Below are 25297 nucleotides of genomic sequence, written 5' to 3'. Positions count from 1 at the left end.
GGGAGCCACGACATTCGAAGCCCCGCAAGACCATCGTCTTGCGGGGCTTTCTGTTTTTCGTCCCGACCGGACCATACCCAATGATCCCGCAGCCGGCGCGCGCTTGGGGCCCGGTTCGCATCCGTGCGCGGCGCCTGCCCGCACCCGCAAACGCTGCTAGAATCGGCATCCCCCCGACCTTTCAGGACATTGCCATGGGTGACCCCATCCGCCTCACTCAGTACAGCCACGGCGCCGGATGCGGCTGCAAGATCTCGCCGCAGGTGCTGGAAGTCATTCTCGCCGGCAGCGGTGCCCAGAATCTCGATCCCAAGCTGTGGGTCGGCAACGCCTCGCGCGACGACGCGGCCGTCTATGCGCTGGACGACGAGCGCGGCGTGGTCTCCACCACCGATTTCTTCATGCCCATCGTCGACGATCCGTTCGACTTCGGGCGCATCGCCGCCACCAATGCCATCAGCGACATCTACGCCATGGGCGGCGACCCGCTGATGGCCATCGCCATCCTCGGCTGGCCGGTCAATGTACTGGCGCCGGAAGTGGCGCGCGAAGTAGTGCGCGGCGGCCGCGCCGCCTGCGACGCCGCCGGCATCCCGCTGGCGGGCGGCCATTCCATCGATGCGCCCGAACCGATCTTCGGGCTGGCCGTGACCGGCGTGGTCGACAAGCGCCACATGAAACGCAACGACACCGCCAGTGCCGGCTGCCTGCTGTACCTGACCAAGCCGCTGGGCATCGGCATCCTCACCACCGCCGAAAAGAAGGGCAAGCTGCGCGCCGAAGACGTGGGCGCGGCGCGCGACTGGATGTGCGTGCTGAACAAGGCCGGCAGCCGCTTCGGCAAGTTGCCCGGGGTGGCGGCGATGACCGACGTCACCGGCTTCGGCCTGCTCGGCCACCTGGTCGAGATGTGCGAGGGCAGCGGCGTGTCGGCCCGCATCAGCTACGCGCGCGTGCCAAGCTTGCCGGGCGTGGCGCATTACCTGGCCGAAGGCTGCGTGCCGGGCGGCACCGGCCGCAACTACGACAGCTATGGCGCCAAGATCGGCCCCATCGGCGAAACCCAGAAGAACCTCCTGTGCGATCCGCAGACCAGCGGCGGTTTGCTGGTGGCGGTCAAGCCCGACGCCAATCCGGAATTCCTGGCCGCGGCCGCCGCGCTGGGCCTTGAGCTGGCGCCCATCGGCGAACTGGTGGAGCGACAGCGTTACGCGGTCGAGGTCGTTTGATGGAGGATATCCAGCCCAGCCGCGCCCTGTTCACCGGCGACACGCCGATGCTGGACGCGCGGGCCCCGGTCGAGTTCGGCAAGGGCGCCTTCCCGACGGCGCTCAACCTGCCGCTGATGAACGACAGCGAGCGCCAGGCGGTCGGCATCCGCTACAAGGAGCAGGGCCAGGATGCCGCCATCAAGCTGGGGCATGAACTGGTCAGCGGCGCCGTCAAGGAAGCGCGCATCCAGGCCTGGGCCGACTTCGCGCGCGCCCATCCCGAGGGCTGCCTGTATTGCTTTCGTGGCGGCCTGCGTTCGGGCATCACCCAGCAATGGTTGAAGTCCGAGGCCGGCATCGCCTATCCGCGCGTGGCCGGCGGCTACAAGGCGATGCGCCATTTCCTGATGGAGGCGGTAGAGCAGGCGGTGGCCACGGCCGGTTTCGTGGTGGTCGGCGGCATGACCGGCTGCGGCAAGACCGACGTGCTGGCCCAGCTGGACAACGCGCTCGACCTGGAAGCCCATGCCAATCATCGCGGTTCCAGTTTCGGCCGGCACGCGACCGCGCAGCCGGCGCCGATCGACTTCGAACACCGCCTGGCGATCGCGCTGATGAAGCTGCAGGCGCGCGGCCACGCCTGGTTCGCGCTGGAGGACGAGAGCCGCCTGATCGGTACCTGCGCCTTGCCGCTGTCGCTGCACCAGGGCATGCAGAAATTCCCCTTGGTGTGGCTGGAAGACAGTCGTGAGGGGCGTATCGAGCGCATCCTGCGCGACTACGTCATTGGGCTGTGCGCGGAATATGCGGCGCTGGATGCGGAGAACGGTTTTGCGCGCTACCGCGAGCACCTGCTGGCGGCGCTGGCCAAGCTGGCCAGGCGGCTCGGCGACGAGCGTTACCGCCGCCTGAACAAGCTGATGGAACAGGCGCTGGCGCGCCAGGAAACGGATGGCTCGGTTGACCTGCACCGCGCCTGGATCGAAACGCTGTTGAGCGAGTATTACGATCCCCTGTACGACTATCAGCGGGAATCCAAGCGCGCCCGCATGCAGTTCGCAGGAAACCAGTCGGAAGTGGTGGATTTCCTGCGCCGGTACCGTCCTTAAAGGACGAGCACTCCGATCAGGCCGCTGGCCACGCCGACCAGGATGGTCAGCAGCGTCACCGTCACCAGCACCTTGGGCGTGAACGACTTGCGCAGCATCAGCAGCGAAGGCAGGCTGATGCTGGGCAGCGTCAGCAGCAGCGCCACCGCCGGGCCCACGCCCAGGCCCAGCGCCAGCATCGATTGCACGATGGGGATCTCGGCCGCGGTAGGGATCACGAACAGGGTGCCGATCACCGCCAGCGCGACAATCCACAGCAGGCTGTTGCCGATCGACGCATCCACCTGCGGAAACAGCCAGACGCGCGCCGCGCCCAGCGCCAGCACGGCGACGATGTAGACCGGCACGGTGCTCCAGAACAACTGCCACAGCTTTTGCGCCCAGCGCGCCAGGAAGCCGCGCGGGTCGGATTCCTCTGTCTGCGCCACGGCTTCCAGCGCCGCCTGCGGCAACGCTTCCGGTTGTGAAATGCGTTGCGCGACCAGCGATACCCCCACCACCAGCAGCACCCCGGCGACCAGCCGCAGCGCGGCGAAATTCCAGCCCAGCACGAAGCCCATGAACACCAGCGTGGCCGGATTCAACACCGGGTTGGCGATCCAGAACGCCAGCGCGGCGCCCACCGACACTTGCTGGCGGCGCATGCCGGCCACCACCGGCGCGGCGCAGCAGCTGCACATCATGCCCGGCAGCGCAAACAGGCCGCCGCGCAGGGTCGAGCCCAGGCCGGCGCGGCCGAACATGCGCAACAGCCAGTCGCGCGGAACCAGCACCTGCACCAGCGACCCCAGCAGCACGCCCAGCACGGCCGCCTTCCAGATCGCCAGGAAATATACGCCGGCATATTCCAGCGCCGCCGCCCACGGCGACGCCGGCGCATTGGCCAGGATGGAGCTGCCGATGCTGTGCTTGTCGGCGGCGATGAAGGACTTCAGGTAGTAAGGCGACCACTTGACGTAGTACAGGCCGACCGCTGCCACCAGCAGGAACAGGGCGGGTTTTAGCCAGGCGGAAGCGCCGCGCGCTGCGGGCGGCTGCAGGGAAGGGGTGTTATTCATGGCGTGTTGCGGTTTGGCGGATATAAGAATGCGCGCATGATACCGCAGCCCGGCGTGTGGCCGGCGGCGGCGCGTAGAATAGCGGCAATCTCCAGCCATTGACCGCCATCGCCCGCAGCCATGCCCGCCAGCCCAGAATCCGCCGCCACGGCCATTGCCGCCACCCTCGACCGCCTCCATTTCGACCTGACCACGCTGCGCCTGTTCGAAGCCACCGCCGAGCTGGGCGCGGTGACCAAGGCTGCCGAGCGTATCTTCCTGGCGCCGGCGGCGGCCTCGCGGCGCATCCAGGAGTTCGAGGCGCAGTTCGGCATTGCGTTGTTCGAACGCCTGCCGCATGGCATGGCGCTGACCGACGCCGGCCGCGCGCTGCTGGCGCATGTGCGCAGCATGATGCATTCGGTGGCGCGCATGCAGGATGACGCTACCGCTTTTCGCCAGGGCAACATGGGCGTGGTACGGCTGGCGGCATGTACCTCGGCCGTGCTGCAATTCCTGGCGCAGGATATCCGGCTGTGCCAGGACCAATATCCGGGCATCAAGATCGACCTGCTGGAAGCCAACAGCCAGGGCGTAGTGGAGGCGGTCACGCGCGGCGTGGCCGATATCGGCATCTATGAGAGCACCCTGGGCGGCACCATGCTGCCGACCCAGGCTTACCGCGAAGACCACCTGGTGCTGGCGGTGCCGCATGGCCATCCGCTGGCGAAGAAGCGGCGCGCCGCGCTCGAAGACATCCTGCCGCATGAGGTGATCGGCTTGTCCGAAGGCGCCGCCTTGTCGCTGTCGCTGGGACGCCTGGCGGCACAGAGCGGCCAGGTGCTGCACATGCGCATCATGGTGCGCAGCTTCCACAGCATGGCGGCGATGATCGCGCAGGGCATCGGCATCGGCCTGATGCCGGACAAGGTGGCCGACCTGCTGGTCGGCGCAAACCGTTTCAAGACCGTGCCGGTGGAAGGGGAGTGGGCCACGCGCCGTTTCGTGCTGTGCCATCAGCCGGTGCATGCGATGTCGGGTTCGGGCATGGCGGTGGCCGCCATGCTGGCCGCCTCTGCTGTCAGGGCAGTCAAGCCTGGCAAGGTTTCCCGTCCGGTTTCGCAAAACGCGAAACCAGCTTCAGCGAAATAGCGATGGAAGCACGGCGCCTGCCGCTCGTATAGTTCGGCCAACGTCCCGCAAGAGTGCGCCATGCACCCCGCAGAGGGCGACCCGAACAGACACGAGAACCACGAGACCCAGGAGCAGGCATGTCCATCGCAGCATCCCCATCTTCCGCATCCGCGCCGAGCAAGCCACACAAGCTACATAAGCCGCGCATTGCACTGACCGTCGGCGACCCGGCCGGCATCGGCCCCGAGCTGGTGTTGCGCCTGCTGGCCGATCCGGCCACAGCCGCCCGCGCCGACATCAGCCTGATCGGCAACACCCCGGCGCTGGCGCGCGCGGCCCAGGCGACCGGCCTGCCGCTGCCGCCAGCATCGGATTGGTTGCAGATCGTCGACTGGGCGCAGCAGGGCACGCAGTACGAACCGGCGGTTGCCGCCGAAGCCAACGGCCAGTTCATCCTCGAGTCGCTCACGCTGGGCGCGCGCATGGTGGCCGAAGGGCGCGCCGACGCGCTGTGCTTCGCGCCGCTGAACAAGGGCGCCATGCGCCGTGGCGGCATGCACGAGGAAGACGAGATGCGCTGGTTCGCCAAGCTGCTCGACTACAACGGCCTGTGCGGAGAGTTGAATATCCTGGATGAGCTGTGGACCGGCCGCGTGACCTCGCACATGCCCCTGAAGGATGTGTCTTCGCACCTCACGCCCGAAGGCGTGGCTGCCGCCATCCGCATGCTGACCGAATCCTTCCGTGCCGCCGGCAACCCGAACCCGCGCATCGGCGTGTGCGGCTTCAACCCGCACAACGGCGACAACGGCAACTACGGCCGCGAAGAGATCGATGTCATCGAACCCGGCATCAAGCTGGCGGCCGACACCGGTTGCCCGTCGCAAGGCCCGTACCCGGCCGACACCATCTTCCTGCGCGCCAAGGCCGGCAAGCTGGACGGCATCGTCACCATGTACCACGACCAGGGCCAGATCGCGACCAAGCTGCTGGGCTTCGACGTCGGCGTGACGGTGGAAGGCGGCTTGCCGATTCCCATCACCACCCCGGCGCACGGCACCGCCTACGACATCGTGGGGCAGGGCATCGCCAAGCCGACGGCCATGGCCAATGCCTTCGTGCTGGCTTGCCGGATGGGCAGCACGCGCGCCGCAGGCCGAGTCTGAAGTTACCACTAACAACTGGCGCCGAGCACCGATCAACGGGCCGGCGTTGCAACAACGTCCACAGAGGCGAGGAGACCATGCAAACCAACATCAACCACGGGCAGGCGACCCACGTACAGAAGATCATGCTGGCGATCTTCTGCGCCATGTCATTCATCCTGTATCTCGACCGCGTCAACCTGGCCGCCGCCGCCGGGCCGATCAAGGATGAGCTGGGCCTGTCGAATACCACGCTGGGGCTGGCGTTTTCGGCCTTCGGTTATACCTATGCGATCTTCCAGATCATCGGCGGCTGGTTCGCCGACAAGCTGGGCGCCAAGAAGACGCTGATCTTCTGCGGCTCGATCTGGGTAGTGGCGACGATCGCCACCGGCTTTGTCAGCGGACTGGTTTCGCTGGTGCTGGCGCGCCTGCTGCTGGGCATCGGCGAGGGCGCGGCGCTGCCGGCCCAGGCGCGCGCCATCGCCAACTGGTTCACGCGCAAGGACCGCGGTTTCGTACAGGGCATTACGCACTCGTTCTCGCGCCTGGGCAATGCGGTGGCGCCGCCGATCGTGGCGGTGCTGATCGCGCTGCATTCGTGGCGCGCCGCCTTCGTCATCGTCGGCGTGCTGACCGCGGTGTGGATCTTCATCTGGGCCTTCTATTACAAGGACAACCCGCGCGAGCACCGGTCCATCAATGAGGCCGAACTGGCCAAGCTGCCGGAGCACGCCAAGACCGCCGCCGCCAACGGCGAGGCGACGCCGTGGAAGAAGATCCTGCGCCGCATGTCGCCGACCATCTTCGTCTACTTCTGCCAGGTGTGGACCAACACGCTGTTCTTCAGCTGGGTGCCGATCTTCTTCATGAACGCTTATCACCTGGACCTGAAGAAGTCCGCCATCTTCGCTTCCGGCGTGTTCTTCGCCGGCGTGGTGGGCGATGTCACCGGCGGCCTGATCAGCGACCGCGTGCTGAAGAAATACGGCAACCTGCGCCTGGCCCGCCAGGGCGTGATCGCGGTGAGCCTGCTGGGTGCCTTCGGCTTCCTGATCCCGGTGATGATGAGCCATGACGTGAACGTGGTCGTATGGTGCCTGTCGGGCGCATTCTTCATGCTGGAACTGACCATCGGGCCGATCTGGGCGGTACCGATGGATGTGGCGCCGAAATTCGCCGGCACCGCCAGCGGCATGCTCAATACCGGCGCCGCGCTGGCGACCATCATCTCGCCGCTGGTGTTCGGCGCGGTGGTCGACATGACCGGCAACTGGAACCTGCCTTTCGTCGGTTCGGGCGTGTTCCTGCTGATCGGGGCGGTGTCCACGCTGGCCATGCGCCCGGAGCGCGATATCGACCACCTTGACGCGGGTCTGCCCAAGAAGGCATACGCGCACGGCTGAAGCGCAGGCGGCGAGAAAACTGGTTGCGGCCCTTGTGGCTGCAACGCTTGGTTGAGGGAAGGGCGTTCGCCTTTCCCTTTTTTATTTCCTGCCGGGTATCGCGCAGTGCGCATGTCCGCCGGCTGGATATGCGGATGGCCATGCATAGATCTTGTCATACAACTTCGGGTGGCGCGTGGCCAAGCGTCGGTTTGCGTCCGGGCTACGCGGCTTGCCACGCATGCATCCTGGCGCTTCAAGGCCCTTGGAAAAGGGCGGCGTGGAGTGCCGCAGAGCCTGTCCAGCAAGCCATTCGGGCCATTCGATCATTTCTACGGGGGGATCTCCACAAGCCTATTGCCAAAGCATGGACTCCTGATATACTCGCCTTGATCGTTGTACGATGTCTTATAACAATTAATATCCCTTCATTAAAACAAAACGCTAAAGAGAGACGCCCGCCCATCCTCGTCCGTTTCCCCAGTCATGTTTGCCCGGTATGATCCGGCGCCGCATGCATGGGAGGCAGCCGCGGGACTTGGCGTAACGACTCCTTGAAGGCGCGACGAGATCTGGAGAAAAAAGTGGCGCAAAGCAATATCACGGCGGCTGCCGCAGGAGCGGTCAAGGCCAGCCATGTTCGTTATCTGATTCTGTTCATGCTGTTCATCGTGACCACGGTCAATTATGCCGACCGGGCTACGTTGTCGATCGCCGGTTCGGCGATGAAGACCGAACTGAGCCTGGATCCGGTGACCATGGGCTACATCTTTTCAGCCTTCAGCTGGGCGTACGTGCTGGCGCAATTGCCGGGCGGCTGGCTGCTGGACCGCTTCGGTTCCAAGAAGATCTACATGTGGAGCATCGCCCTGTGGTCGGTCTTCACCATCCTGCAGGCGGGGGTGACCTGGATGGGCACGGCCGCCGCCGTGGTGTCGCTGTTCCTGCTGCGCTTCATGGTGGGGCTGGCGGAGTCGCCGTCCTTCCCGGCCAACGGCCGCATCGTCGCCGCCTGGTTTCCGACCAATGAGCGCGGCACTGCTTCGGCCATCTTCAATTCCGCGCAGTACTTCGCGGCGGTGCTGTTTACGCCGCTGATGGCGTGGATCGTCCATGCGTTCAGCTGGCACCATGTGTTTACCGTGATGGGCATTTTCGGCCTGGTGCTGGCGGGGATCTGGAGCAGGATCATCTACAGCCCCAAGGATCACCCGATGATCAACCAGGCCGAGCTCGCGCATATCGAGCAGGGCGGCGGCCTGGTCGACATGGATAACCGGAAGGTGGCGGCCCCCTCGACCAAAGGCCGTGGTTACATCAAGCAACTGCTGTCCAACCGCATGCTGCTGGGCGTGTATATCGGCCAGTACTGCATCAACGTGATCACCTATTTCTTCCTGACCTGGTTCCCGGTGTACCTGGTGCAGGAGCGCGGCATGTCGATCCTCAAGGCCGGTTTCGTGGCATCGATCCCGGCGGTGTGCGGTTTCATCGGCGGCGTGGTCGGCGGCCTCATCTCGGACCGCCTGATCAAGCGCGGCTTCTCGGTGACCTGGGCGCGCAAGATCCCCATCGTCGGCGGCATGCTGCTGTCGATGACCATGATCCTGTGCAACTACGTGGAAGCGCAGTGGATGGTGGTGGGCATCATGGCGCTGGCCTTCTTCGGCAAGGGCGTGGGCGCGCTGGGCTGGGCCGTGGTGGCCGATACCGCGCCCAAGCAGATCGTCGGCCTGTCGGGCGGCCTGTTCAACATGTTCGGCAACGTGGCCGGCATCACCACCCCGATCGTGATCGGTTACATCCTCAAGGAAACCGGTTCCTTCTCCGGCGCCCTGGTGTTCGTCGGCGTCAATGCGCTGGTGACCGTGATCAGCTATCTTGTCATCGTCAAGGAAATCAAGCGCGTCGAACTGAAAGACGCCTGATCCGCAGCAAGCGGCCGGGCAGCATGCCGGCCGCGGTTCCATCTTCAAAAGCAAGCATCGTCGCATTGGGAAACAGCATGACTACCGATACCATCGCCAGCGCAGCCGCCAGCCCGCGTTACATCATGATGAACGACACCGACAATGTCGCCATCGTCGTCAATGACGGCGGCCTGCCGGCCGGCACCGTCTTTCCAGACGGCCTGACCCTGGTCGACCGCGTGCCGCAGGGCCACAAGATCGCCTTGCGCGACCTCGCCGAGGGCGAGCCCATCGTGCGTTACGACGTGGCCATCGGCTACGCCGTGCGCGACATCCCCAAGGGCAGCTGGATCGAAGAGTCGCTGGTGCGCATGCCGCCGGCGCGCGAGCTGGACAACCTGCCCATCGCTACCAAAAAGCCGGCGCCGCAGCCGCCGCTGGAAGGCTATACCTTCGAGGGCTACCGCAACGCCGACGGTTCGGTCGGCACGCGCAACCTGCTGGCCATCACCACCACCGTGCAGTGCGTGGCCGGCGTGGTCGAGCATGCGGTCAAGCGCATCCGCGCCGAGCTGCTGCCCAAATACCCGAACGTGGAAGACGTGGTGGCGCTGGAGCATACCTACGGCTGCGGCGTGGCGATCGATGCGCCCAATGCCGGCATCCCCATCCGCACCCTGCGCAACATCAGCTTGAACCCGAATTTCGGCGGCCAGGCCATGGTGGTCAGCCTCGGCTGCGAAAAGTTGCAGCCCAACCGCCTGCTGCCGGAAAACATGATCCCCATCCACAAGGAGGGCGCGCCCTACGTAGTCTGCCTGCAGGATGCGGAACACGTCGGTTTCAACTCCATGATCGATTCGATCCTGCACATGGCCGAGGCGCGCCTGGTGGAGCTGGACAAGCGCCGCCGCGAAACCTGCCCGGCTTCCGACCTGGTGGTCGGCGTGCAGTGCGGCGGCAGCGACGCCTTCTCCGGCGTGACCGCCAATCCGGCCGTGGGGTTCGCCACCGACCTGCTGGTGCGCGCCGGCGCCGCGGTGATGTTCTCGGAAGTGACCGAAGTGCGCGACGGCATCGACCAACTGACCTCGCGCGCGGTCAACGAGGAAGTGGCGCAAGCCATGATTCGCGAGATGGACTGGTACGACAATTACTTGAAGCAAGGCGGCGTCGACCGCAGCGCCAACACCACCCCCGGCAACAAGAAGGGTGGCCTGGCCAACATTGTCGAGAAGGCCATGGGCTCCATCGTCAAGTCCGGCAGCAGCCCGATCTCGGGCGTGCTGGCGCCGGGCGACAAGCTCAGGCAAAAGGGCCTGATCTACGCCGCCACGCCGGCCTCGGACTTCATCTGCGGCACGCTGCAGCTGGCCGCCGGCATGAACCTGCACATCTTCACCACCGGCCGCGGCACGCCCTATGGCCTGGCGGCGGTGCCGGTGATCAAGGTCGCCACCCGCAACGACCTGGCGCGCCGCTGGCATGACCTGATGGACGTCAATGCCGGCCGCATCGCCAGCGGCGAGGCCACGATCGAGGACGTCGGCTGGGAGCTGTTCCAGCTGATGCTGGACGTGGCCAGCGGCAAGAAGAAGACCTGGGCCGAACAATGGAAGCTGCACAATGCGCTGACCCTGTTCAACCCGGCGCCGGTGACTTGATGTTCCAGAAAAGGGATCCGCTTGCGGATCCTTTTTTTATCCAGCAGCAGAGAAGAAAGCAGCAAGCCATGCGCGGCTATTGCGCGCAGAGGTTTGCGTACGCCAATAACAAGCATCCTTGAAGGAGACGCCATGTCCAAGCAAACCTCATCCACATCCAGCACATCCCGCCGCCTTGCCGCCGCGATTGTGGCGTCGGCCCTGACGCTGGCGGCCGCCCAGGCCGGCGCGGCCACCATCGCCTACGTTGCCAACGCCGACAGCCAGGATATCTACGTGCTGCAGCTCAACGCCGACGGCAGCCTCAACCTGGTCGACAAGGTCGCCACCGGCAGTACCGTGATGCCGCTGGCGATCAGCCCGGACCATCGCTTCCTGTACGCTTCGCTGCGCGGGCAGCCGTATTCGGTGACCAGCTATGCGATCGACCAGGCCAGCGGCAAGCTCAAGGCGCTGGCCACGGCGCCGCTGGCCGACAACATGGCCAACATCGCCACCGACAAGAACGGCAAGTTCCTGTTCGCGGCCTCGTACACCGGCCACAAGATCTCGGTCAACGCCATCGGCGCCGATGGCGCGGTGCAAGCGCCGGCGCTGGCGGTGATCCCGACCGGCAAGAATGCGCACTCGGCCCAGGTCGATCCCGACAACCGGTTCCTGTTCGCCTCCAATCTCGGCAGCGATGTGATCCTGCAGTTCCGTTTCGATGCCGCCACCGGCAAGCTGGCGCCGAATGACCCGCCAGCGGTGGCCACCAAGGCCGGCGCCGGCCCGCGCCATTTCGTGTTCGCCAACGACAAGCGCTTCGTCTATTCCACCAACGAGCTGGACGGCACCGTCAACACTTACGCCTACGATGCCAAGGCCGGCACGCTCAAGCTGGCGGCGACCGACTCGGCCTTGCCCGACGGTTTCAAGAGCAGCGAGCAACTGGCCACGGCTGACCTCCACCTCACGCCCGACGGCCGTTTCCTCTACGCCAGCGAACGCACCTCCAGCACGCTGACCAGCTATGGCGTCGACACCGCCAGCGGCAAACTGACGCGCCTGGCCAACCTCCCGACCGAAACCCAGCCGCGCGGCTTCAACATCGACCCGCAAGGACGCTTCCTGCTGGCGGTGGGGCAGAAGTCGAACGCGCTGACCAGCTATGCCATCGACCGCGCCAGCGGCGCCCTGACGCCCTTGTTCCGCTATACGCTGGGGCACAATCCGAACTGGGTCGAAATCATCGACCTGCCCTGAGCCATCCGCCTTTACGCCGCCAGCTCCCGCCCGGGATGTCGTTATTGCAATGATTTGCGGCGCCATCTGCACGCGCTTTGATCCAGGACAGGTCGGAGCGCGGATTCGCATTGCAAAATCGATGTGGGGAAAGTTAGCCTGCGACGGGCCGGGGCGCAACACGCCCTAATGGGGAAACAAGGGCGTTTTCACCTGTTGACCGTGATATTGGGGGACGGGGGCTTGCGCTATCTTCTGTCGCAAGGTCCTTGATCAATCTTGTTGCGAAAAAATTAAGTGGAGAGTGGGAATGCGGAATGTAACGGTTCGCTTCAGCCTGATGGGCGCGCTGGCGCTGTTTTCATGCATGATCGTGGTCGGCGCCGGCGTCGGCATCTTTGCCTTGGGCCGGGCCAACCAGTCGACCGAGTTTGTGCATCTGATCGCCGAGCGCACCCTGCTCGTGAACGATGCCTATAAGGACACCACGCGCACGCGTTCGGCGTTGACGCGCGCCTACGCCAACCTGAGGGAAAAGAACGAGGCCAGCGTCAGGGAGTCGGCTTTCAAGAGTGCGCAGACCACGTATGAGCGCGGCTTGAAGATCATGGATGACTTTGCCAAACTCCCCGACCTGCCGGGCCAGGATCCGGCGCTCAAGGCGGAACTGATCGACTCGGCCAAGGCCTTGTCGGATTTGCTGAAGAAAGCCGGCGACCTGCTCAGGGCGGATGACGCCGCCGGCTATTCCGAACTCAACGACAAGCAGATCAATCCGGGCGGCGGCCGCTTCTCGGCGGCGCTGGAGAAGTACCAGGCGCTGGCGATGCAATTGAACGACCAGGCCGCCGACCAGCGCGACAAGGAATACAAGCTGGTGGTGTGGCTGGTGGCGGCGGGCCTGGTCGGCGCGCTGGCGCTGGTGCTGGCGGTGCATTTCATGTTGCGCAACATCGTGCTCGCGCCGCTCAATCGCGCAGTGCACCTGCTCGACCAGGTTGCCAACGGCGACCTCACGGCCAAGGTGGATATCAATAGCAACAACGAAATCGGCCGCCTGTTCTCGGCGATCCGCAGCATGCAGCAAAGCCTGCTCAATACCGTCTCGCGCGTGCGTGGCAGCTCGGAAAGCATCGATACCAGCTCCAGGGAAATCGCGGCCGGCAACCTGGATTTGTCTTCGCGCACCGAACAGCAGGCCAGCTCGCTGGAAGAGACTGCGGCATCGATGGAGCAACTCACCGGCACCGTGCGCCAGAATGCCGAGAACGCCATGCAGGCCAACCAGCTGGCGCATTCGGCTTCGTCCACCGCCAGCAAAGGTGGCGAGGTGGTGGCGCAGGTGGTCGACACCATGCAGGCCATCAATGAATCTTCGCGCAAGATCGTCGACATCATCAGCGTGATCGACGGCATCGCTTTCCAGACCAATATCCTGGCGTTGAATGCGGCGGTGGAAGCGGCCCGCGCCGGCGAGCAGGGGCGCGGTTTCGCGGTGGTGGCGTCGGAAGTGCGTTCGCTGGCGCAGCGCTCGGCGGCGGCGGCCAAGGAGATCAAGGGCCTGATCGACAACTCGGTGTCCAAGGTGGATGCCGGCAGCCAGCTGGTGGAGCAGGCCGGCATGACCATGAGCGATGTGGTCGACAGCGTGCGGCGCGTGACCGACATCGTCGGCGAGATCGCCGAGGCCAGCCGCGAGCAAAGCAGCGGCATCGAACAGGTCAACCAGGCTATCGCGCAGATGGACGAGGTGACCCAGCAGAACGCGGCGCTGGTGGAGCAGGCGGCGGCCGCGGCGCAATCGCTGCAATCGCAGGCGGCCAACCTGGTGGGCGCGGTGAGCATCTTCAAGATCGATGCCGACCACCAGGCCGCGCCGGTGCGCCCGGCGCCTGCGGCCAAGATCGCATCCAAGAGCGCACCCAAGAGCGTCCCGGCGGCGCCGTCAACTGCAACGCCGGCGGCCGCGGCGCCAAGGAAAGCGGCGCCGGCCGGCGCCCCCAAGCTATCCGGGGCCGCACCGCAGCCGGCCGGCGGCGGCAGCCGCGTCAAGGCCGATAGCCAGGATTGGGAAGAGTTCTGATCCGGCCGGGATGGCGGGTATGTCCATAAAAAAACCTTCGTCGCGAGACGAAGGTTTTTTGTTTTGGCAACCGGTAATCGATTACCGGTAACCGGCGACCGCTCAGGCCGTGCGCACGGCCGGGGCCGGTGTGGCCTGGTTGCGGATGACGACGATCACCACCAGCATGCCCAGCGCGGCAATGCCGCCGGCCAGCAAAAAGGCCGCATGGTAGCCGCCGCCGTACTGGATGATGAATCCGGTCAGCGCCGGGCCGACGATGCCCGACAGGTTCGCCAGCAAGTGCACGAAACCGCCGGTGCCGCCCACCCGCGAGGGCGGCACGATTTCCTGGATCAGCACCCAGCAAGCCTGGGGCGCCATCAGCAAGAACAGGTTGGCCGCCGCGATCAGGGCCACGGCCGCCGCCATCGAGGTGGTCTGGGTCGATAGCACCACGCACAGCGCGGCGATGCCCAGCGCCGCGATCAGGACGCTCTTGCGGGCGAACAGGCCATTCTTGGTGCGGCGGAAGATGCGGTCCGAAATCACGCCGCCGAGGATCATGCCGACGGCGCCGCCCAGCCAGGGGATGATGCCGATGATGCTCATTTCCTTGACCGGCAGGTGCTGGTAATCGGTGAGATAGCTGGGGAACCACGACAGGAAGAAATACAGGACGTAGTTGTAGCAGAAGAAGGCCACCGCGATGGCCAGCACCTGGGGCGACTTGATGTAATGCAGCATGCCGCGGTCGTTGGTGTCGCTGGTGGTGGCGACGAACTTGCGGCTCTCGGCGATGACTTCGCGTTCCTGGGCGCCGACCTTGGGGTGTTGCAGCGGGTCGTCGCGGAAGATGAATTGCCAGGCCAGCAGCCATGCCAGGCCCAATAGCGCAATCACCACGAAGGACACGTGCCAGCCGAAGGCCAGCGAGATCAGCCCGACCACGGGAGCCGCCAGGGCGCCGCCGAGCGGCTGGCCGGCATTGGTGATGCCGACCACGGTGCCGGCTTCCTTGCGCGGGAACCAGTTGTTGATGGTCTTGTTGGTGGTCGAGCCCATCGGGCCTTCGCCGATGCCGAAGAAGATGCGGAAGACGATCAGTTGGGCAAAGCTGGTGACTACCGCGGTGGCGCCGCAAAACAGCGACCAGAAACCGGCGGCGAAGGTGAAGACGCGCTTGGGGCCGAAGCGGTCGGAGGCATAGCCGCCGATGAAGCAAAAGCCGGCATAGCCGACGAAAAAGCTGCTGAAGAGGATGCCCATCTGGGCGGCATCGAGCTGCAGTTCGGTCTTGAGCAGCGGCGCGGCCACGGCCAGGGCGGCGCGGTCGAGATAGTTGAGCATGCCGGCGAAGAACAGCAGCGCGGCGACGTTCCAGCGATAGGGGTACTTCATGGTTGTCTTCTCCAAGGTGTGATGTTGTTTTTTTAATGAAGATACTGCCGTGCGCCAGGGCGCACGGGGTTGCCCGGCCGTTATTGGCCGAGTCGGAAGCTGTCGACCGTGTTGGCCGCCAGCAGCGCCAGGTCGGGCGTGAAGCCCAGGCCCGGGGTGTCGGGCAGGCGCATCTCGGGCGTGCTGAAGTCGAGATGCGGATGCAAGCGCTGTTCGAAATGCACGAACGGCACTTCGAGGTGGATGTCTGCCGGCAGGGTGGCGACGATCTGTGCGGTGGCCATCAGTCCGGGGCCGTAGTAGAAGCAGTGCGGCATCACCTTGACCGGGAACTGCCGCGACAGCGCGATGACTTCGCGCATGGCCGTGATGCCGCCGATCTTGGTGACGCTGGGTTGGGCGTAATCGATGGCGCCGGCTTGGAACAGGCGCCGGAAGCCTTCCACGCCCATCACGTTTTCACCGGCCGCGATGGGGACGTCGCCCAGCGCCCGCACGCGCGCCAGCGAGTCGACGTCCTCGGGCGGCCAGATCGGTTCTTCCAGCCAGGCGATGTTGCGGCCCTTGAGCTGGCGCGCCACTTCGCCGGCTTCGGCCAGCGACCACGGGCAGTTCACATCCAGCATCAGGTCCACCTCCGGCGGCAAGGCTTCGCGCGCGGCGAGGAAGGCGGGCAGGGTGGTTTCGTGCAGCTTGATCTTGCGGTAGCCCATGGCGTGGACGCGGCGCACATGGCGCGCCACTTCGGCCGGGTGGTTGTCGTAGCTGACCAGGCTGGCGTAGCGTTCGATGATATCGCGGTGGTGGCCCAGCAAGGCGCGCAGCGGCTGGCCGGCGCGCTGGGCGGCGATATCCCACAGCGCGATGTCGATGGCGGAGAGGGCGTAGAGTACCGGGCCGGTGCGCCCGAAGCCGTGCAAGTCTTGCTGGGCTTGCAGCAAGGTGGCGGCGGCATCGGCCGGTTTGCCGATCAGCGCGGGCGCGACCAGTTGCGACAGCGCCGTCATGGTGACGGGGTTGAGCTTGTGGCCGAAGGCTTCGCCCCAGCCGACCAGGCCGTCGTCGGTGGTGACCTTGACCAGCAAGGTTTCCATGCGGCTCCAGGGGTTGCCGGGGGCCGACGGGTCTTTGCCGGTGTCGCATGCGATGGCGACGCGCATGCCTTCGATTTGGCGGATATGCATGATCTTCTTGTCCAAATGGAACAGCGCCGCCAGGCCTTGTCTCCGGGCCTGGCGGGCTGCTGTTGCGATACTTGGTTTATTGCGGGCCGAGCTTCTTGATCAGCGCGGCCAGTTCTTCTTGCTCTTGCGGCGTGCAGTCGGTCAGCGGGGTGCGCACCGGGCCGGCATCGTGGCCCACGATCCTGGCGCCGGCCTTGACGATGGAGACGGCGTAGCCGGCCTTGCGGTTGCGGATCGCCAGGTAGGGCAGGAAGAACTCGTCGATCAGGCGGCCGACGGTGTCGTGGTCATCCTTGGCGATGGCCTGGTAGAACTCCACGGCGGTCTTGGGGATGAAGTTGAACACCGCCGACGAGTACACCGGCACGCCCAGCGCCTTGTAGGCGGCGGCATAGATTTCCGCGGTCGGCAGCCCGCCCAGGTAGGTGAAGCGGTCGCCCAGCTTGCGGCGGATCGCCACCATCGGTTCGATCTCGCCGACGCCGTCCTTGAAGCCGATCAGGTTGGGGCAGCGGTCGGCCAGCTTTTGCAGGGCTTCGGCGCCGAGCTTGCAGACCGCGCGGTTATAGATGATGACGCCGAACTTGACCGATTTGCAGACCGCCTCGACGTGGGCGGCGATGCCGTCCTGGCTGGCTTCGGTCAGGTAATGCGGCATCAGCAGGATGCCGTGCGCGCCCAGGCGTTCGGCTTCCTGGGCGTAGGCGATGGCGGCGCGGGTGGAGCCGCCGGCGCCGGCAATGATGGGCACCTTGCCGCGGCAGGTATCGACGGCGGTGCGGATGATGTCGCTGTACTCGCCCGGGACCAGCGAGAAGAACTCCCCGGTGCCGCCGGCGGCGAACAGGGCGCTGGCGCCGTACGGGGCCAGCCATTCCAGGCGCTCGATGTAGGTCTTCGGGCGGAAGTCGCCTTGCTCGTCGAAGTCGGTCAGCGGGAACGACAGCAGGCCGGAGGAGAGGATCGTTTTCAGGTCTTGGGGTGTGTACATGGTTTCGCTACGCCGTTAAGCATTCAGAATTGGATGGAGGTGCTGCTTATTCTTGTTTTCGCTACGTATCCCTATAGGATATCAGTCATCGTACAACATAGATTTTAAGAAAGCCAGCATTTTTTAGGTGCTGGCTTGGGGGTGCTGCTGGGGCTGCTGCTGCGGGGGGAGTGGCCCATGCCGGCCGGGCCGTTCAGGCGGCAGGGGCGCCGGCGGTGCCGGATTCGGCTTCCATTTGCGCGCGGCGCAGGCGCTCGCGGCTGTTGGTCAGGTGGTTGCGCATGGCTGCGCGCGCCGCTTCGGTATCGCCGCGGGCGATCGCTTCATAGATGTCTTCGTGTTCGCGTTGCACCCGGTCGAGGTAGCTGGCTTGCTGGTCGTGCGCCAGTTCGGCGGTGTTGATGCGCTTGCGGGGGATCACGCCCATGCCGAGGTGGCTGATGATCTCGATGAAGTAGCGGTTGCCGGTGGCGTTGGCGATGGCGAAGTGAAAGCGGAAGTCGGGGCCGACGGTGTCGCCGCCGGACAACTGGTTTTCGCGGAAGGCGTCCAGCGCCGCGCGGATCTCGCGCAGTTGTTCGTCGCTGCGGCGCGTCGCCGCCAGGCCGGCGGTTTCGGTTTCCAGGCTGATGCGCAGTTCCAGCAGGGCCAGCAGGTCGCGCATGGTGGTGATGGTGGCCGGGTCGATATTGATGTTGGAACCCTTCTTGGGTTCCAGCACGAAGGTGCCGATGCCGTGGCGGGTCTCGACCGCGCCGGCGGCCTGCAGGCGCGAGATGGCTTCGCGCACCACGGTGCGCGATACGCCTTGGCTTTGCATGATTTCGGATTCGGTGGGCAGCTTGTCTCCCGGCTTGAGGCTGCCGTTTTCCATCATCTGCGAGAGCGCGGCGACCACTTCCTGCGACAGGCTCTGGGTCTTGCGGCGCGGGCGCAGCAGCGGGTTGGGGGTATCGCTTGCATCCATGTCGTTATAGTTGAAATGCCGGTGGCGGATGTCTGGCTGGGCCGTTGTCGCGGGCTTGTCAGTTCCGCTGGCGCCAGATGAAAAAAGAGTTGGGACATCTTACCAGATCGTTAATGCCCGATAGCAGGAAAATGCCCGCCGGAAGCGTGAACTTGGCGGGCATTCGCATGTTTGGGGCTGTTCCCGCCCTTGGCGGCCGGCTTCCCGGCAGCAATTAGTACCTGACAGGATTACTCGGGTTTGATATACTTGAGTCAAATATTCGGGAATTCAGGGAACCGGGATTCAATTGTTTCTGGAGCAGGAATTTCATGCGTCTGACCACCAAAGGCCGTTTTGCCGTGACCGCGATGATTGACCTGGCCTTGCGCCAGGGCAACGGCCCGGTCACGCTGTCCGCGATCAGCGAGCGACAGGAAATTTCCTTATCATATCTGGAGCAGCTGTTCGGCAAGTTGCGCCGCCACCAGATCGTGGAGTCGGTGCGCGGCCCCGGCGGCGGCTACAACCTCGCCCGCAAGGCGGCCGAGGTGTCGGTCGCCGACATCATCATCGCGGTGGACGAGCCCCTGGATGCGACGCAGTGCGGCGGCAAGGAAAATTGCCACAGCGCCACCCATCCGGGCGGCCCGCGCTGCATGACGCACGACCTGTGGTCGACCCTGAACGAGAAGATGGTCGAATACCTGGACTCGGTGTCCTTGCAGGACCTGGTCGACCAGCAGAAGGAACACAAGTTGGCGGAGCCCCGCTCCGCCGAAAAGCAAAGCGTGGTGGTGATGCACCGCCCGCAAGCAGCAGCCTGATTTGGAGCTTTAACTTATGAACGCACCTTTGGAAAAGAGCCTGTTGGAGACCATCAAGGCTCCCCACTTCCCGATCTACATGGACTACTCGGCGACCACCCCGGTCGATCCGCGCGTGGCCGACAAGATGATTCCCTACCTGCGCGAGCAGTTCGGCAATCCGGCTTCGCGCAGCCACATGTACGGCTGGTCGGCGGAAAAGGCGGTCGAAGAGGCGCGTGAGGAAGTGGCCAGGCTGGTCAATGCCGACTCGCGCGAAATCATCTGGACCTCCGGCGCCACCGAGAGCAACAACCTGGCGATCAAGGGCGCGGCACAGTTCTACAAGACCAAGGGCAAGCACCTCATCACCATCAAGACCGAGCACAAGGCGGTGCTGGATACTTTCCGCGAGCTGGAGCGCCAGGGCTTCGAGGCGACCTACCTGCAGCCGCAGGACAACGGCCTGGTGACGGTCGAGCAGATCGCCGCCGCCGTGCGGCCCGACACCATCCTGGTCTCGGTCATGCTGGTCAACAACGAGATCGGCGTGATCCAGCCGGTTCCGGAAATCGGCGAATTCTGCCGTTCCAAGGGCATCATCTTCCATTGCGACGCCGCGCAGGCGACCGGCAAGGTCAAGATCGACCTGGAAAACTGGAAGGTCGACCTGATGAGCTTCTCGGCCCACAAGACCTACGGTCCCAAGGGCATCGGCGCGCTGTACGTGCGCCGCAAGCCGCGCGTGCGCATCGAAGCGCAGATCCACGGCGGCGGCCATGAGCGCGGCCTGCGCTCGGGCACGCTGGCCACGCACCAGATCGTCGGCATGGGCGAAGCCTTCCGCATCGCCCGCGAAGAGATGGACAGCGAGCTGCAACGCATCCGCGCGCTGCGCGACCGCCTGGCCCGTGGCTTGCAGGAGATCGAGGAAACCTATATCAACGGCGACATGGAACACCGCGTGCCGCACAACCTGAACGTGAGCTTCAACTACGTCGAAGGCGAGTCGCTGATCATGGCGATCAAGGATATTGCGGTGTCGTCCGGTTCGGCCTGCACCTCGGCCAGCCTGGAGCCGTCATACGTGCTGCGCGCACTGGGCCGCAGCGACGAGTTGGCGCACAGCTCCATCCGTTTCACCATCGGCCGTTTCACGACCGAGGAAGATATCGATTTCACCGTCAACCTGATCAAGAGCAAGGTCGGCAAGCTGCGTGAACTGTCCCCGCTGTGGGACATGTACAAGGACGGCATCGATATCTCCACGATCCAGTGGGCCGCACACTAAACCAGGATTCTGCCAGCCGCCGCCAGCATGCATCAGGAGTTGGAAACTGGTTGCGGTGGAAACATCTTCAAGGAGCAACAACATGTCTTATTCCGAAAAAGTACTCGACCACTACGAGAACCCGCGCAACGTCGGCGCCTTTGAAAAGGGCGACGAAACGGTTGGCACCGGCATGGTCGGCGCGCCGGCCTGCGGCGATGTGATGAAGCTGCAAATCAAGGTGGGCGCCGACGGCGTGATCCAGGACGCCAAGTTCAAGACCTACGGCTGCGGCTCGGCGATCGCTTCGTCGTCGCTGGTGACCGAATGGGTCAAGGGCAAGACGCTGGACCAGGCGCTGTCGATCAAGAACACCCAGATCGCCGAGGAACTGGCATTGCCGCCGGTGAAGATCCACTGCTCGATCCTGGCCGAAGACGCGATCAAGGCCGCCGTGCAGGACTACAAGGCCAAGCACGGCGCCGAGCAGAAAGCCGCGGCCTGATTGATTCAGGCCCGGGCACCATTTGACAGCAGCAAGGCAGGCATCATGGCAATCACATTGACAGAGAAGGCAGCAAAACACATCAGCCGGTACATGGAGCGCCGCGGCAAAGGCATCGGCCTGCGCCTGGGCGTGCGCACCACCGGCTGTTCCGGTTTGGCGTACAAGCTGGAATATGTGGACGAACAGATCGCGGAAGACAGCGTGTTCGAGTCGCATGGCATCCGCGTTTTTGTCGATCCCAAGAGCCTGCCCTACATTGACGGCACCGAACTGGACTTCGCCCGCGAAGGTTTGAACGAAGGCTTCAAGTTCCAGAACCCGAACGTCAAGGACGAGTGCGGCTGCGGCGAAAGTTTCCGCATCTGAGGCGTCGCCGGCGTCGTTCGTTGTAATTCGTTGTTGTAATTGTTATTTCCCGCCGCAGCGCCTGCCATATCGCCTGCGGCCAGTGCTTAGCCGAATCCTGTGACAGCACCGATCATTCCGCCAGTGACCCGCCAGGTGCGGCGGACGATACGGCAGTGTCCAGTATTAACGCGGTGTCGATGTGCCAAGCCTGTTGAAGTCCGACAGGCTTTTATATTTTAGGCCCCGAATTTTTCCAGTCATGAAAAATCACTTTGCCCTGTTCCAGCTGCCGCAGCGCTTCGCCGTCGACATGAAGGCGCTGGAGCAGGCGTATCACCAGGTGCAGGGCCAGGCGCATCCCGACAAGTTCGCGCACGCCAGCGACGCCGAGAAGCGCGTGGCGATGCAATGGGCCACCCGCGCCAACGAAGCCTACCAGACCCTGAAGAACCCGCTGCGCCGTGCGCGCTACCTGTGCGAACTCCACGGCGTGGACTTGCAGACCGAATCGAACACCTCGATGGCGCCGGCCTTCCTGATGCAGCAGATGGAATGGCGCGAGACCCTGGACGATGCCAGGGCCGGCAAGGACATCGACGGGCTGGAGCGGCTCAACAGCGAGCTGACGGCCGAAAAGAAGGCCGAGGTGGCGCGCATCGAAAAGCTGCTGGATGCAGACGACTACACCCAGGCCGCGCAATTGGTGCGCCAGTTGATGTTCCTCGACAAGTTCGGCGACGAGATCGGCGATGCATTCGCCCTGATCGAAGGCTGAGGCGAAAGAGCGGAGACGACATGCCCGATATCTTCCTGTTCCTGCTGGCCGCCATGACGCTGACCCTGGCACCGGGGCCGGACAACATCTACGTACTCACGCGCGGCATCGCGCAAGGAAAGAAGGCCGGGCTGGTGGCGGCGGCCGGCTTCTCTTCCGGACTGATTTTCCATACCTTGCTGGCGGTGCTGGGTTTCGCCGCCGTGATCAAGGCGTATCCGCCGGCCTACCACGCGCTGCAATACGCGGGCGCGGCCTACCTGGCCTACCTCGGCTACCGCACGCTGCGCTCGGCCTCGGCCGGCATCGCGCTGGCCTCGGAAGAGGGCGCGCCGGGCGTGCCGCTCAAGCGCATCTACTGGCAAAGCGTGCTGGCCAACATGCTCAACCCCAAGGTCACGCTGTTCTTCATCGCCTTCCTGCCGCAGTTCGTGCATGCCGAAGCCGGCCACGTGCCGCTGCAGATGCTGCTGCTGGCGCTGGTGTTCATCGTCCAGGCCTTTGTCATCTTCAGCGCCATTGCGCTGTTTTCCGGCGCGGTCGGCGCTTACTTCCGCCGCCGCGCTTCCGCTTCCGTCCATCTGAACCGCCTCGCAGGCTGCGCCTTCATCGGCCTCGGCATCCGGATGGCTTTACCTGAATAACGAACCGATCCAACCCTTATGGCCTTACTCCAGATCTCAGAACCGGGCATGTCCACCGCGCCGCACCAGCGGCGTCTGGCAGTGGGCATCGACCTGGGCACCACCAATTCGCTGGTGGCTACCGTGCGCAACAGCATCCCCGAAGTGCTGGCCGACGACGAAGGCCGCGTGCTGCTGCCTTCGGTGGTGCGCTACCTGCCCAACGGCCACGCCAACATCGGCTACCGGGCGCAAGCCGCGCAGACCACCGACCCGCGCAACACCATCGTCTCGGTCAAGCGTTTCATGGGCCGCGGCCTGAAAGACATCGCCCACGCCGAGAACATGCCGTACGACTTCCAGGACGCGCCGGGCATGGTGCAGATCAAGACCGTGGCCGGCGTGAAGAGCCCGGTGGAAATCTCGGCGCAGATCCTGGCGACGCTGCGCCAGACCGCCGAAGACGCGCTCGGCGACGACCTGGTCGGCGCCGTGATCACCGTGCCGGCCTACTTCGACGACGCCCAGCGCCAGGCCACCAAGGACGCCGCGCAATTGGCCGGCATCAACGTGCTGCGGCTGTTGAACGAACCGACCGCCGCCGCCATCGCCTACGGCCTGGACAACAATTCCGAAGGCATCTTCGCCGTCTACGACCTGGGCGGCGGCACCTTCGACATCTCCATCCTCAAGCTGACCCGCGGCGTGTTCGAAGTGCTGGCCACCGGCGGCGACTCGGCCCTGGGCGGCGACGACTTCGACCATCGCCTGTTCTGCTGGATCAGCCAGGAGGCGCAACTGCAGCCGCTGTCGGATGAAGATACGCGGTTGCTGATGGTCAAGGCGCGCGAAGTCAAGGAACTGCTCTCGAGCAAGGCCGAAGTGCATATCGACGCCGCGCTGAAGTCGGGCGAGCAAGTGCACCTGTCCATCACCGCCGATCAATTCGCGGAAATGACCCAGCACCTGGTGGCCAAGACCATCACGCCGATGCGCAAGGCATTGCGCGACGCCGGCTTGAGCGTGGAAGACGTCGACGGCGTGGTGCTGGTCGGCGGCGCCACCCGCATGCCGACCATCCGCCGCGCCGTGGGCGAGTTCTTCAAGACCAACCCGCTGTCCAACATCGACCCCGACAAGGTAGTGGCGCTGGGCGCGGCGGTGCAGGCCAACCTGCTGGCCGGCAACCGCGCGCCGGGCGACGACTGGCTGCTGCTGGACGTGATCCCGCTGTCGCTGGGCATCGAGACCATGGGCGGCCTGGCCGAGAAGGTCATCCCGCGCAACTCCACCATCCCCTGCGCGCGCGCGCAGGAGTTCACCACCTTCAAGGATGGCCAGACCGCGATGGCGATCCACGTGGTGCAGGGCGAGCGCGAACTGGTGGCCGATTGCCGTTCGCTGGCGCGCTTCGAGCTGCGCGGCATCCCGCCGATGGCGGCCGGCGCGGCGCGTATCCGCGTGACTTACCAGGTCGATGCCGATGGCCTGCTGGCGGTGTCGGCGCGCGAAATCACCTCGGGCGTGGAAGCGTCGATCAGCGTCAAGCCGTCCTACGGCCTGGCCGACGACGAGATCGCGCGCATGCTGCAGGAATCCTTCAGCTCGGCCGACGAGGACATGCAGCGCCGCGCGCTGCGCGAAGAGCAGGTCGAAGCCGAACGCATCGTGCTGGCGACACAGTCGGCGCTCAATGTCGACAGCGCCTTGCTGAGCGAAGCGGAGCGCGTCGCCATCGAGCAGCAACTGGCCGCGGTATCCGCCACTGCCCAAGGCAGCGACCACCTCGCCATCAAGGCCGCGGTGGAAGCGCTGGCGCATGGCACCGAAGAATTCGCGGCGCGCCGCATGGACCGCAGCGTGCATGCCGCGCTGGCCGGCAAGAAGCTCGACGAAGTGTCGTAACCCATTGAATAGCTGAAAGTCATCTTATGCCCCAGATCGTCATCCTCCCCCATCCGGTACTGTGCCCCGAAGGCTCGGTAATCGACGCGCCGGCCGGCAAGACCCTGTGCGACGCGCTGCTCGACAGCGACATCGACATCGAGCACGCCTGCGAAAAGTCCTGCGCCTGTACCACTTGCCATGTGGTGATCCGCGAAGGCTTCGATACCCTCAATGACCCTACCGACAAGGAAGAGGATTTGCTGGACATGGCCTGGGGCCTGGAAGCGACTTCCCGCCTGTCGTGCCAGGTGGTGCTGGGCGAGGACGACCTGACCGTCGAAATCCCCAAGTACACGATCAACCACGCTTCCGAAAACCATTGATCCGGGGAACCGAACATGAAATGGACAGACACCCAGCAGATCGCCGAGGAACTCTATGACAAGTTTCCGGATATCGATCCCAAGACCATCCGCTTCACCGACCTGCATCGCTGGGTGATGGAGCTGGACGGTTTCGACGACGACCCGAACCGCTCGGGCGAGCGCATCCTGGAAGCGATCCAGGCGGCGTGGATCGAAGAGGCCGAGTAAGTCCCTGGCCGTTGCAGCAAAAATGCCGTTCGGTGCAAACCTGAACGGCATTTTTTTTGGGAGGGAAGGGCGTCAAGCTTCCCA

Annotated in this window: 23 protein-coding genes; 18 read left to right on the top strand and 5 right to left on the bottom strand. The window is 64.7% G+C overall.

Features of this window, described 5'->3' with window-relative positions; translation table 11 throughout:
• Positions 1 to 194 precede the first annotated feature (194 nt).
• Positions 195 to 1229, top strand: coding sequence for a selenide, water dikinase SelD (gene selD / locus AC07N6_RS20685; protein WP_494782040.1), 1035 nt, complete (start codon positions 195 to 197; stop codon positions 1227 to 1229).
• Positions 1229 to 2320 (top strand): tRNA 2-selenouridine(34) synthase MnmH, encoded by a 1092-nt coding sequence (gene mnmH / locus AC07N6_RS20680; protein WP_494782039.1) that lies wholly within the window; start codon positions 1229 to 1231, stop codon positions 2318 to 2320. The genes selD and mnmH overlap by 1 nt, the downstream gene beginning before the upstream one ends.
• On the opposite strand, the gene AC07N6_RS20675 is transcribed toward mnmH, so the two are convergent.
• Entirely contained in the window at positions 2317 to 3378 is a 1062-nt protein-coding gene (locus AC07N6_RS20675; RefSeq protein WP_494782038.1) for a permease, read from the bottom strand. The two genes, mnmH and AC07N6_RS20675, sit on opposite strands and share 4 nt — an antisense overlap.
• Positions 3379 to 3498: 120 nt before the next feature.
• Between AC07N6_RS20675 and AC07N6_RS20670 the strand changes: the two genes are divergently transcribed.
• The 7 genes from AC07N6_RS20670 (at position 3499) to AC07N6_RS20640 (ending at position 13902) form a co-directional block, all read left to right on the top strand.
• Entirely contained in the window at positions 3499 to 4509 is a 1011-nt protein-coding gene (locus tag AC07N6_RS20670) for a LysR family transcriptional regulator (protein ID WP_494782037.1), read from the top strand.
• Between the two features lie 119 nt (positions 4510 to 4628).
• Entirely contained in the window at positions 4629 to 5657 is a 1029-nt protein-coding gene (locus tag AC07N6_RS20665; RefSeq protein WP_494782036.1) for a 4-hydroxythreonine-4-phosphate dehydrogenase PdxA, read from the top strand.
• 77 nt (positions 5658 to 5734) lie between these two features.
• Complete coding sequence (locus AC07N6_RS20660; RefSeq protein WP_494782035.1) at positions 5735 to 7042, top strand: MFS transporter; 1308 nt, start codon at positions 5735 to 5737, stop codon at positions 7040 to 7042.
• 563 nt (positions 7043 to 7605) lie between these two features.
• Positions 7606 to 8949 (top strand): MFS transporter, encoded by a 1344-nt coding sequence (locus tag AC07N6_RS20655; protein ID WP_494782034.1) that lies wholly within the window; start codon positions 7606 to 7608, stop codon positions 8947 to 8949.
• A 77-nt stretch (positions 8950 to 9026) separates the two neighbouring features.
• The gene (gene garD / locus AC07N6_RS20650; protein WP_494782033.1) at positions 9027 to 10595 is read left to right on the top strand and encodes a galactarate dehydratase; all 1569 of its coding nucleotides are present in this window, start codon (positions 9027 to 9029) and stop codon (positions 10593 to 10595) included.
• Between the two features lie 132 nt (positions 10596 to 10727).
• The gene (locus tag AC07N6_RS20645; RefSeq protein ID WP_494782032.1) at positions 10728 to 11840 is read left to right on the top strand and encodes a lactonase family protein; all 1113 of its coding nucleotides are present in this window, start codon (positions 10728 to 10730) and stop codon (positions 11838 to 11840) included.
• 289 nt (positions 11841 to 12129) lie between these two features.
• Entirely contained in the window at positions 12130 to 13902 is a 1773-nt protein-coding gene (locus AC07N6_RS20640; RefSeq protein ID WP_494782031.1) for a methyl-accepting chemotaxis protein, read from the top strand.
• Positions 13903 to 14004: 102 nt separating this feature from the next.
• Here AC07N6_RS20640 and AC07N6_RS20635 read toward each other — a convergent pair whose 3' ends face one another.
• From AC07N6_RS20635 to AC07N6_RS20620, 4 genes are all read right to left on the bottom strand, one after another.
• On the bottom strand, positions 14005 to 15282 hold the full coding sequence (locus AC07N6_RS20635) for an MFS transporter (RefSeq protein ID WP_494782030.1): 1278 nt from the start codon (positions 15280 to 15282) through the stop codon (positions 14005 to 14007).
• An 80-nt stretch (positions 15283 to 15362) separates the two neighbouring features.
• The gene (locus tag AC07N6_RS20630) at positions 15363 to 16466 is read right to left on the bottom strand and encodes a mandelate racemase/muconate lactonizing enzyme family protein (protein ID WP_494782029.1); all 1104 of its coding nucleotides are present in this window, start codon (positions 16464 to 16466) and stop codon (positions 15363 to 15365) included.
• Between the two features lie 76 nt (positions 16467 to 16542).
• On the bottom strand, positions 16543 to 17457 hold the full coding sequence (gene kdgD, locus AC07N6_RS20625) for a 5-dehydro-4-deoxyglucarate dehydratase (RefSeq protein WP_494782028.1): 915 nt from the start codon (positions 17455 to 17457) through the stop codon (positions 16543 to 16545).
• Between the two features lie 193 nt (positions 17458 to 17650).
• Entirely contained in the window at positions 17651 to 18424 is a 774-nt protein-coding gene (locus AC07N6_RS20620) for a FadR/GntR family transcriptional regulator (RefSeq protein ID WP_494782027.1), read from the bottom strand.
• A gap of 311 nt (positions 18425 to 18735) precedes the next feature.
• Here AC07N6_RS20620 and iscR point away from each other — a divergent pair, with 311 nt between their 5' ends.
• From iscR to iscX, 9 genes are all read left to right on the top strand, one after another.
• Entirely contained in the window at positions 18736 to 19230 is a 495-nt protein-coding gene (gene iscR, locus AC07N6_RS20615; RefSeq protein ID WP_141913145.1) for a Fe-S cluster assembly transcriptional regulator IscR, read from the top strand.
• 16 nt (positions 19231 to 19246) lie between these two features.
• A complete protein-coding gene (locus tag AC07N6_RS20610; RefSeq protein ID WP_494782026.1) occupies positions 19247 to 20500 on the top strand; it encodes an IscS subfamily cysteine desulfurase in 1254 nt (417 codons plus the stop codon).
• An 82-nt stretch (positions 20501 to 20582) separates the two neighbouring features.
• On the top strand, positions 20583 to 20984 hold the full coding sequence (gene iscU, locus AC07N6_RS20605; RefSeq protein ID WP_050466091.1) for a Fe-S cluster assembly scaffold IscU: 402 nt from the start codon (positions 20583 to 20585) through the stop codon (positions 20982 to 20984).
• Between the two features lie 45 nt (positions 20985 to 21029).
• Positions 21030 to 21353 (top strand): iron-sulfur cluster assembly protein IscA, encoded by a 324-nt coding sequence (gene iscA / locus AC07N6_RS20600; RefSeq protein ID WP_494782025.1) that lies wholly within the window; start codon positions 21030 to 21032, stop codon positions 21351 to 21353.
• Positions 21354 to 21594: 241 nt separating this feature from the next.
• Positions 21595 to 22110 carry a Fe-S protein assembly co-chaperone HscB gene (hscB, locus tag AC07N6_RS20595; RefSeq protein ID WP_494782024.1) on the top strand — a complete coding sequence of 172 codons (516 nt, stop codon included), beginning with the start codon at positions 21595 to 21597 and terminating at the stop codon, positions 22108 to 22110.
• A gap of 20 nt (positions 22111 to 22130) precedes the next feature.
• A complete protein-coding gene (locus AC07N6_RS20590) occupies positions 22131 to 22754 on the top strand; it encodes a LysE family translocator (RefSeq protein WP_494782023.1) in 624 nt (207 codons plus the stop codon).
• An 18-nt stretch (positions 22755 to 22772) separates the two neighbouring features.
• Positions 22773 to 24638 (top strand): Fe-S protein assembly chaperone HscA, encoded by a 1866-nt coding sequence (gene hscA, locus AC07N6_RS20585; RefSeq protein WP_494782022.1) that lies wholly within the window; start codon positions 22773 to 22775, stop codon positions 24636 to 24638.
• A gap of 26 nt (positions 24639 to 24664) precedes the next feature.
• A complete protein-coding gene (gene fdx / locus AC07N6_RS20580; RefSeq protein ID WP_494782021.1) occupies positions 24665 to 25003 on the top strand; it encodes an ISC system 2Fe-2S type ferredoxin in 339 nt (112 codons plus the stop codon).
• A gap of 15 nt (positions 25004 to 25018) precedes the next feature.
• A complete protein-coding gene (gene iscX, locus AC07N6_RS20575; protein WP_494782020.1) occupies positions 25019 to 25213 on the top strand; it encodes a Fe-S cluster assembly protein IscX in 195 nt (64 codons plus the stop codon).
• Positions 25214 to 25297 lie beyond the last annotated feature (84 nt).

The sequence above is a fragment of the Herbaspirillum sp. GW821-FHT09A12 genome, assembly GCF_059418325.1.
This window is presented reverse-complemented; position numbering and strand designations above follow the sequence as displayed.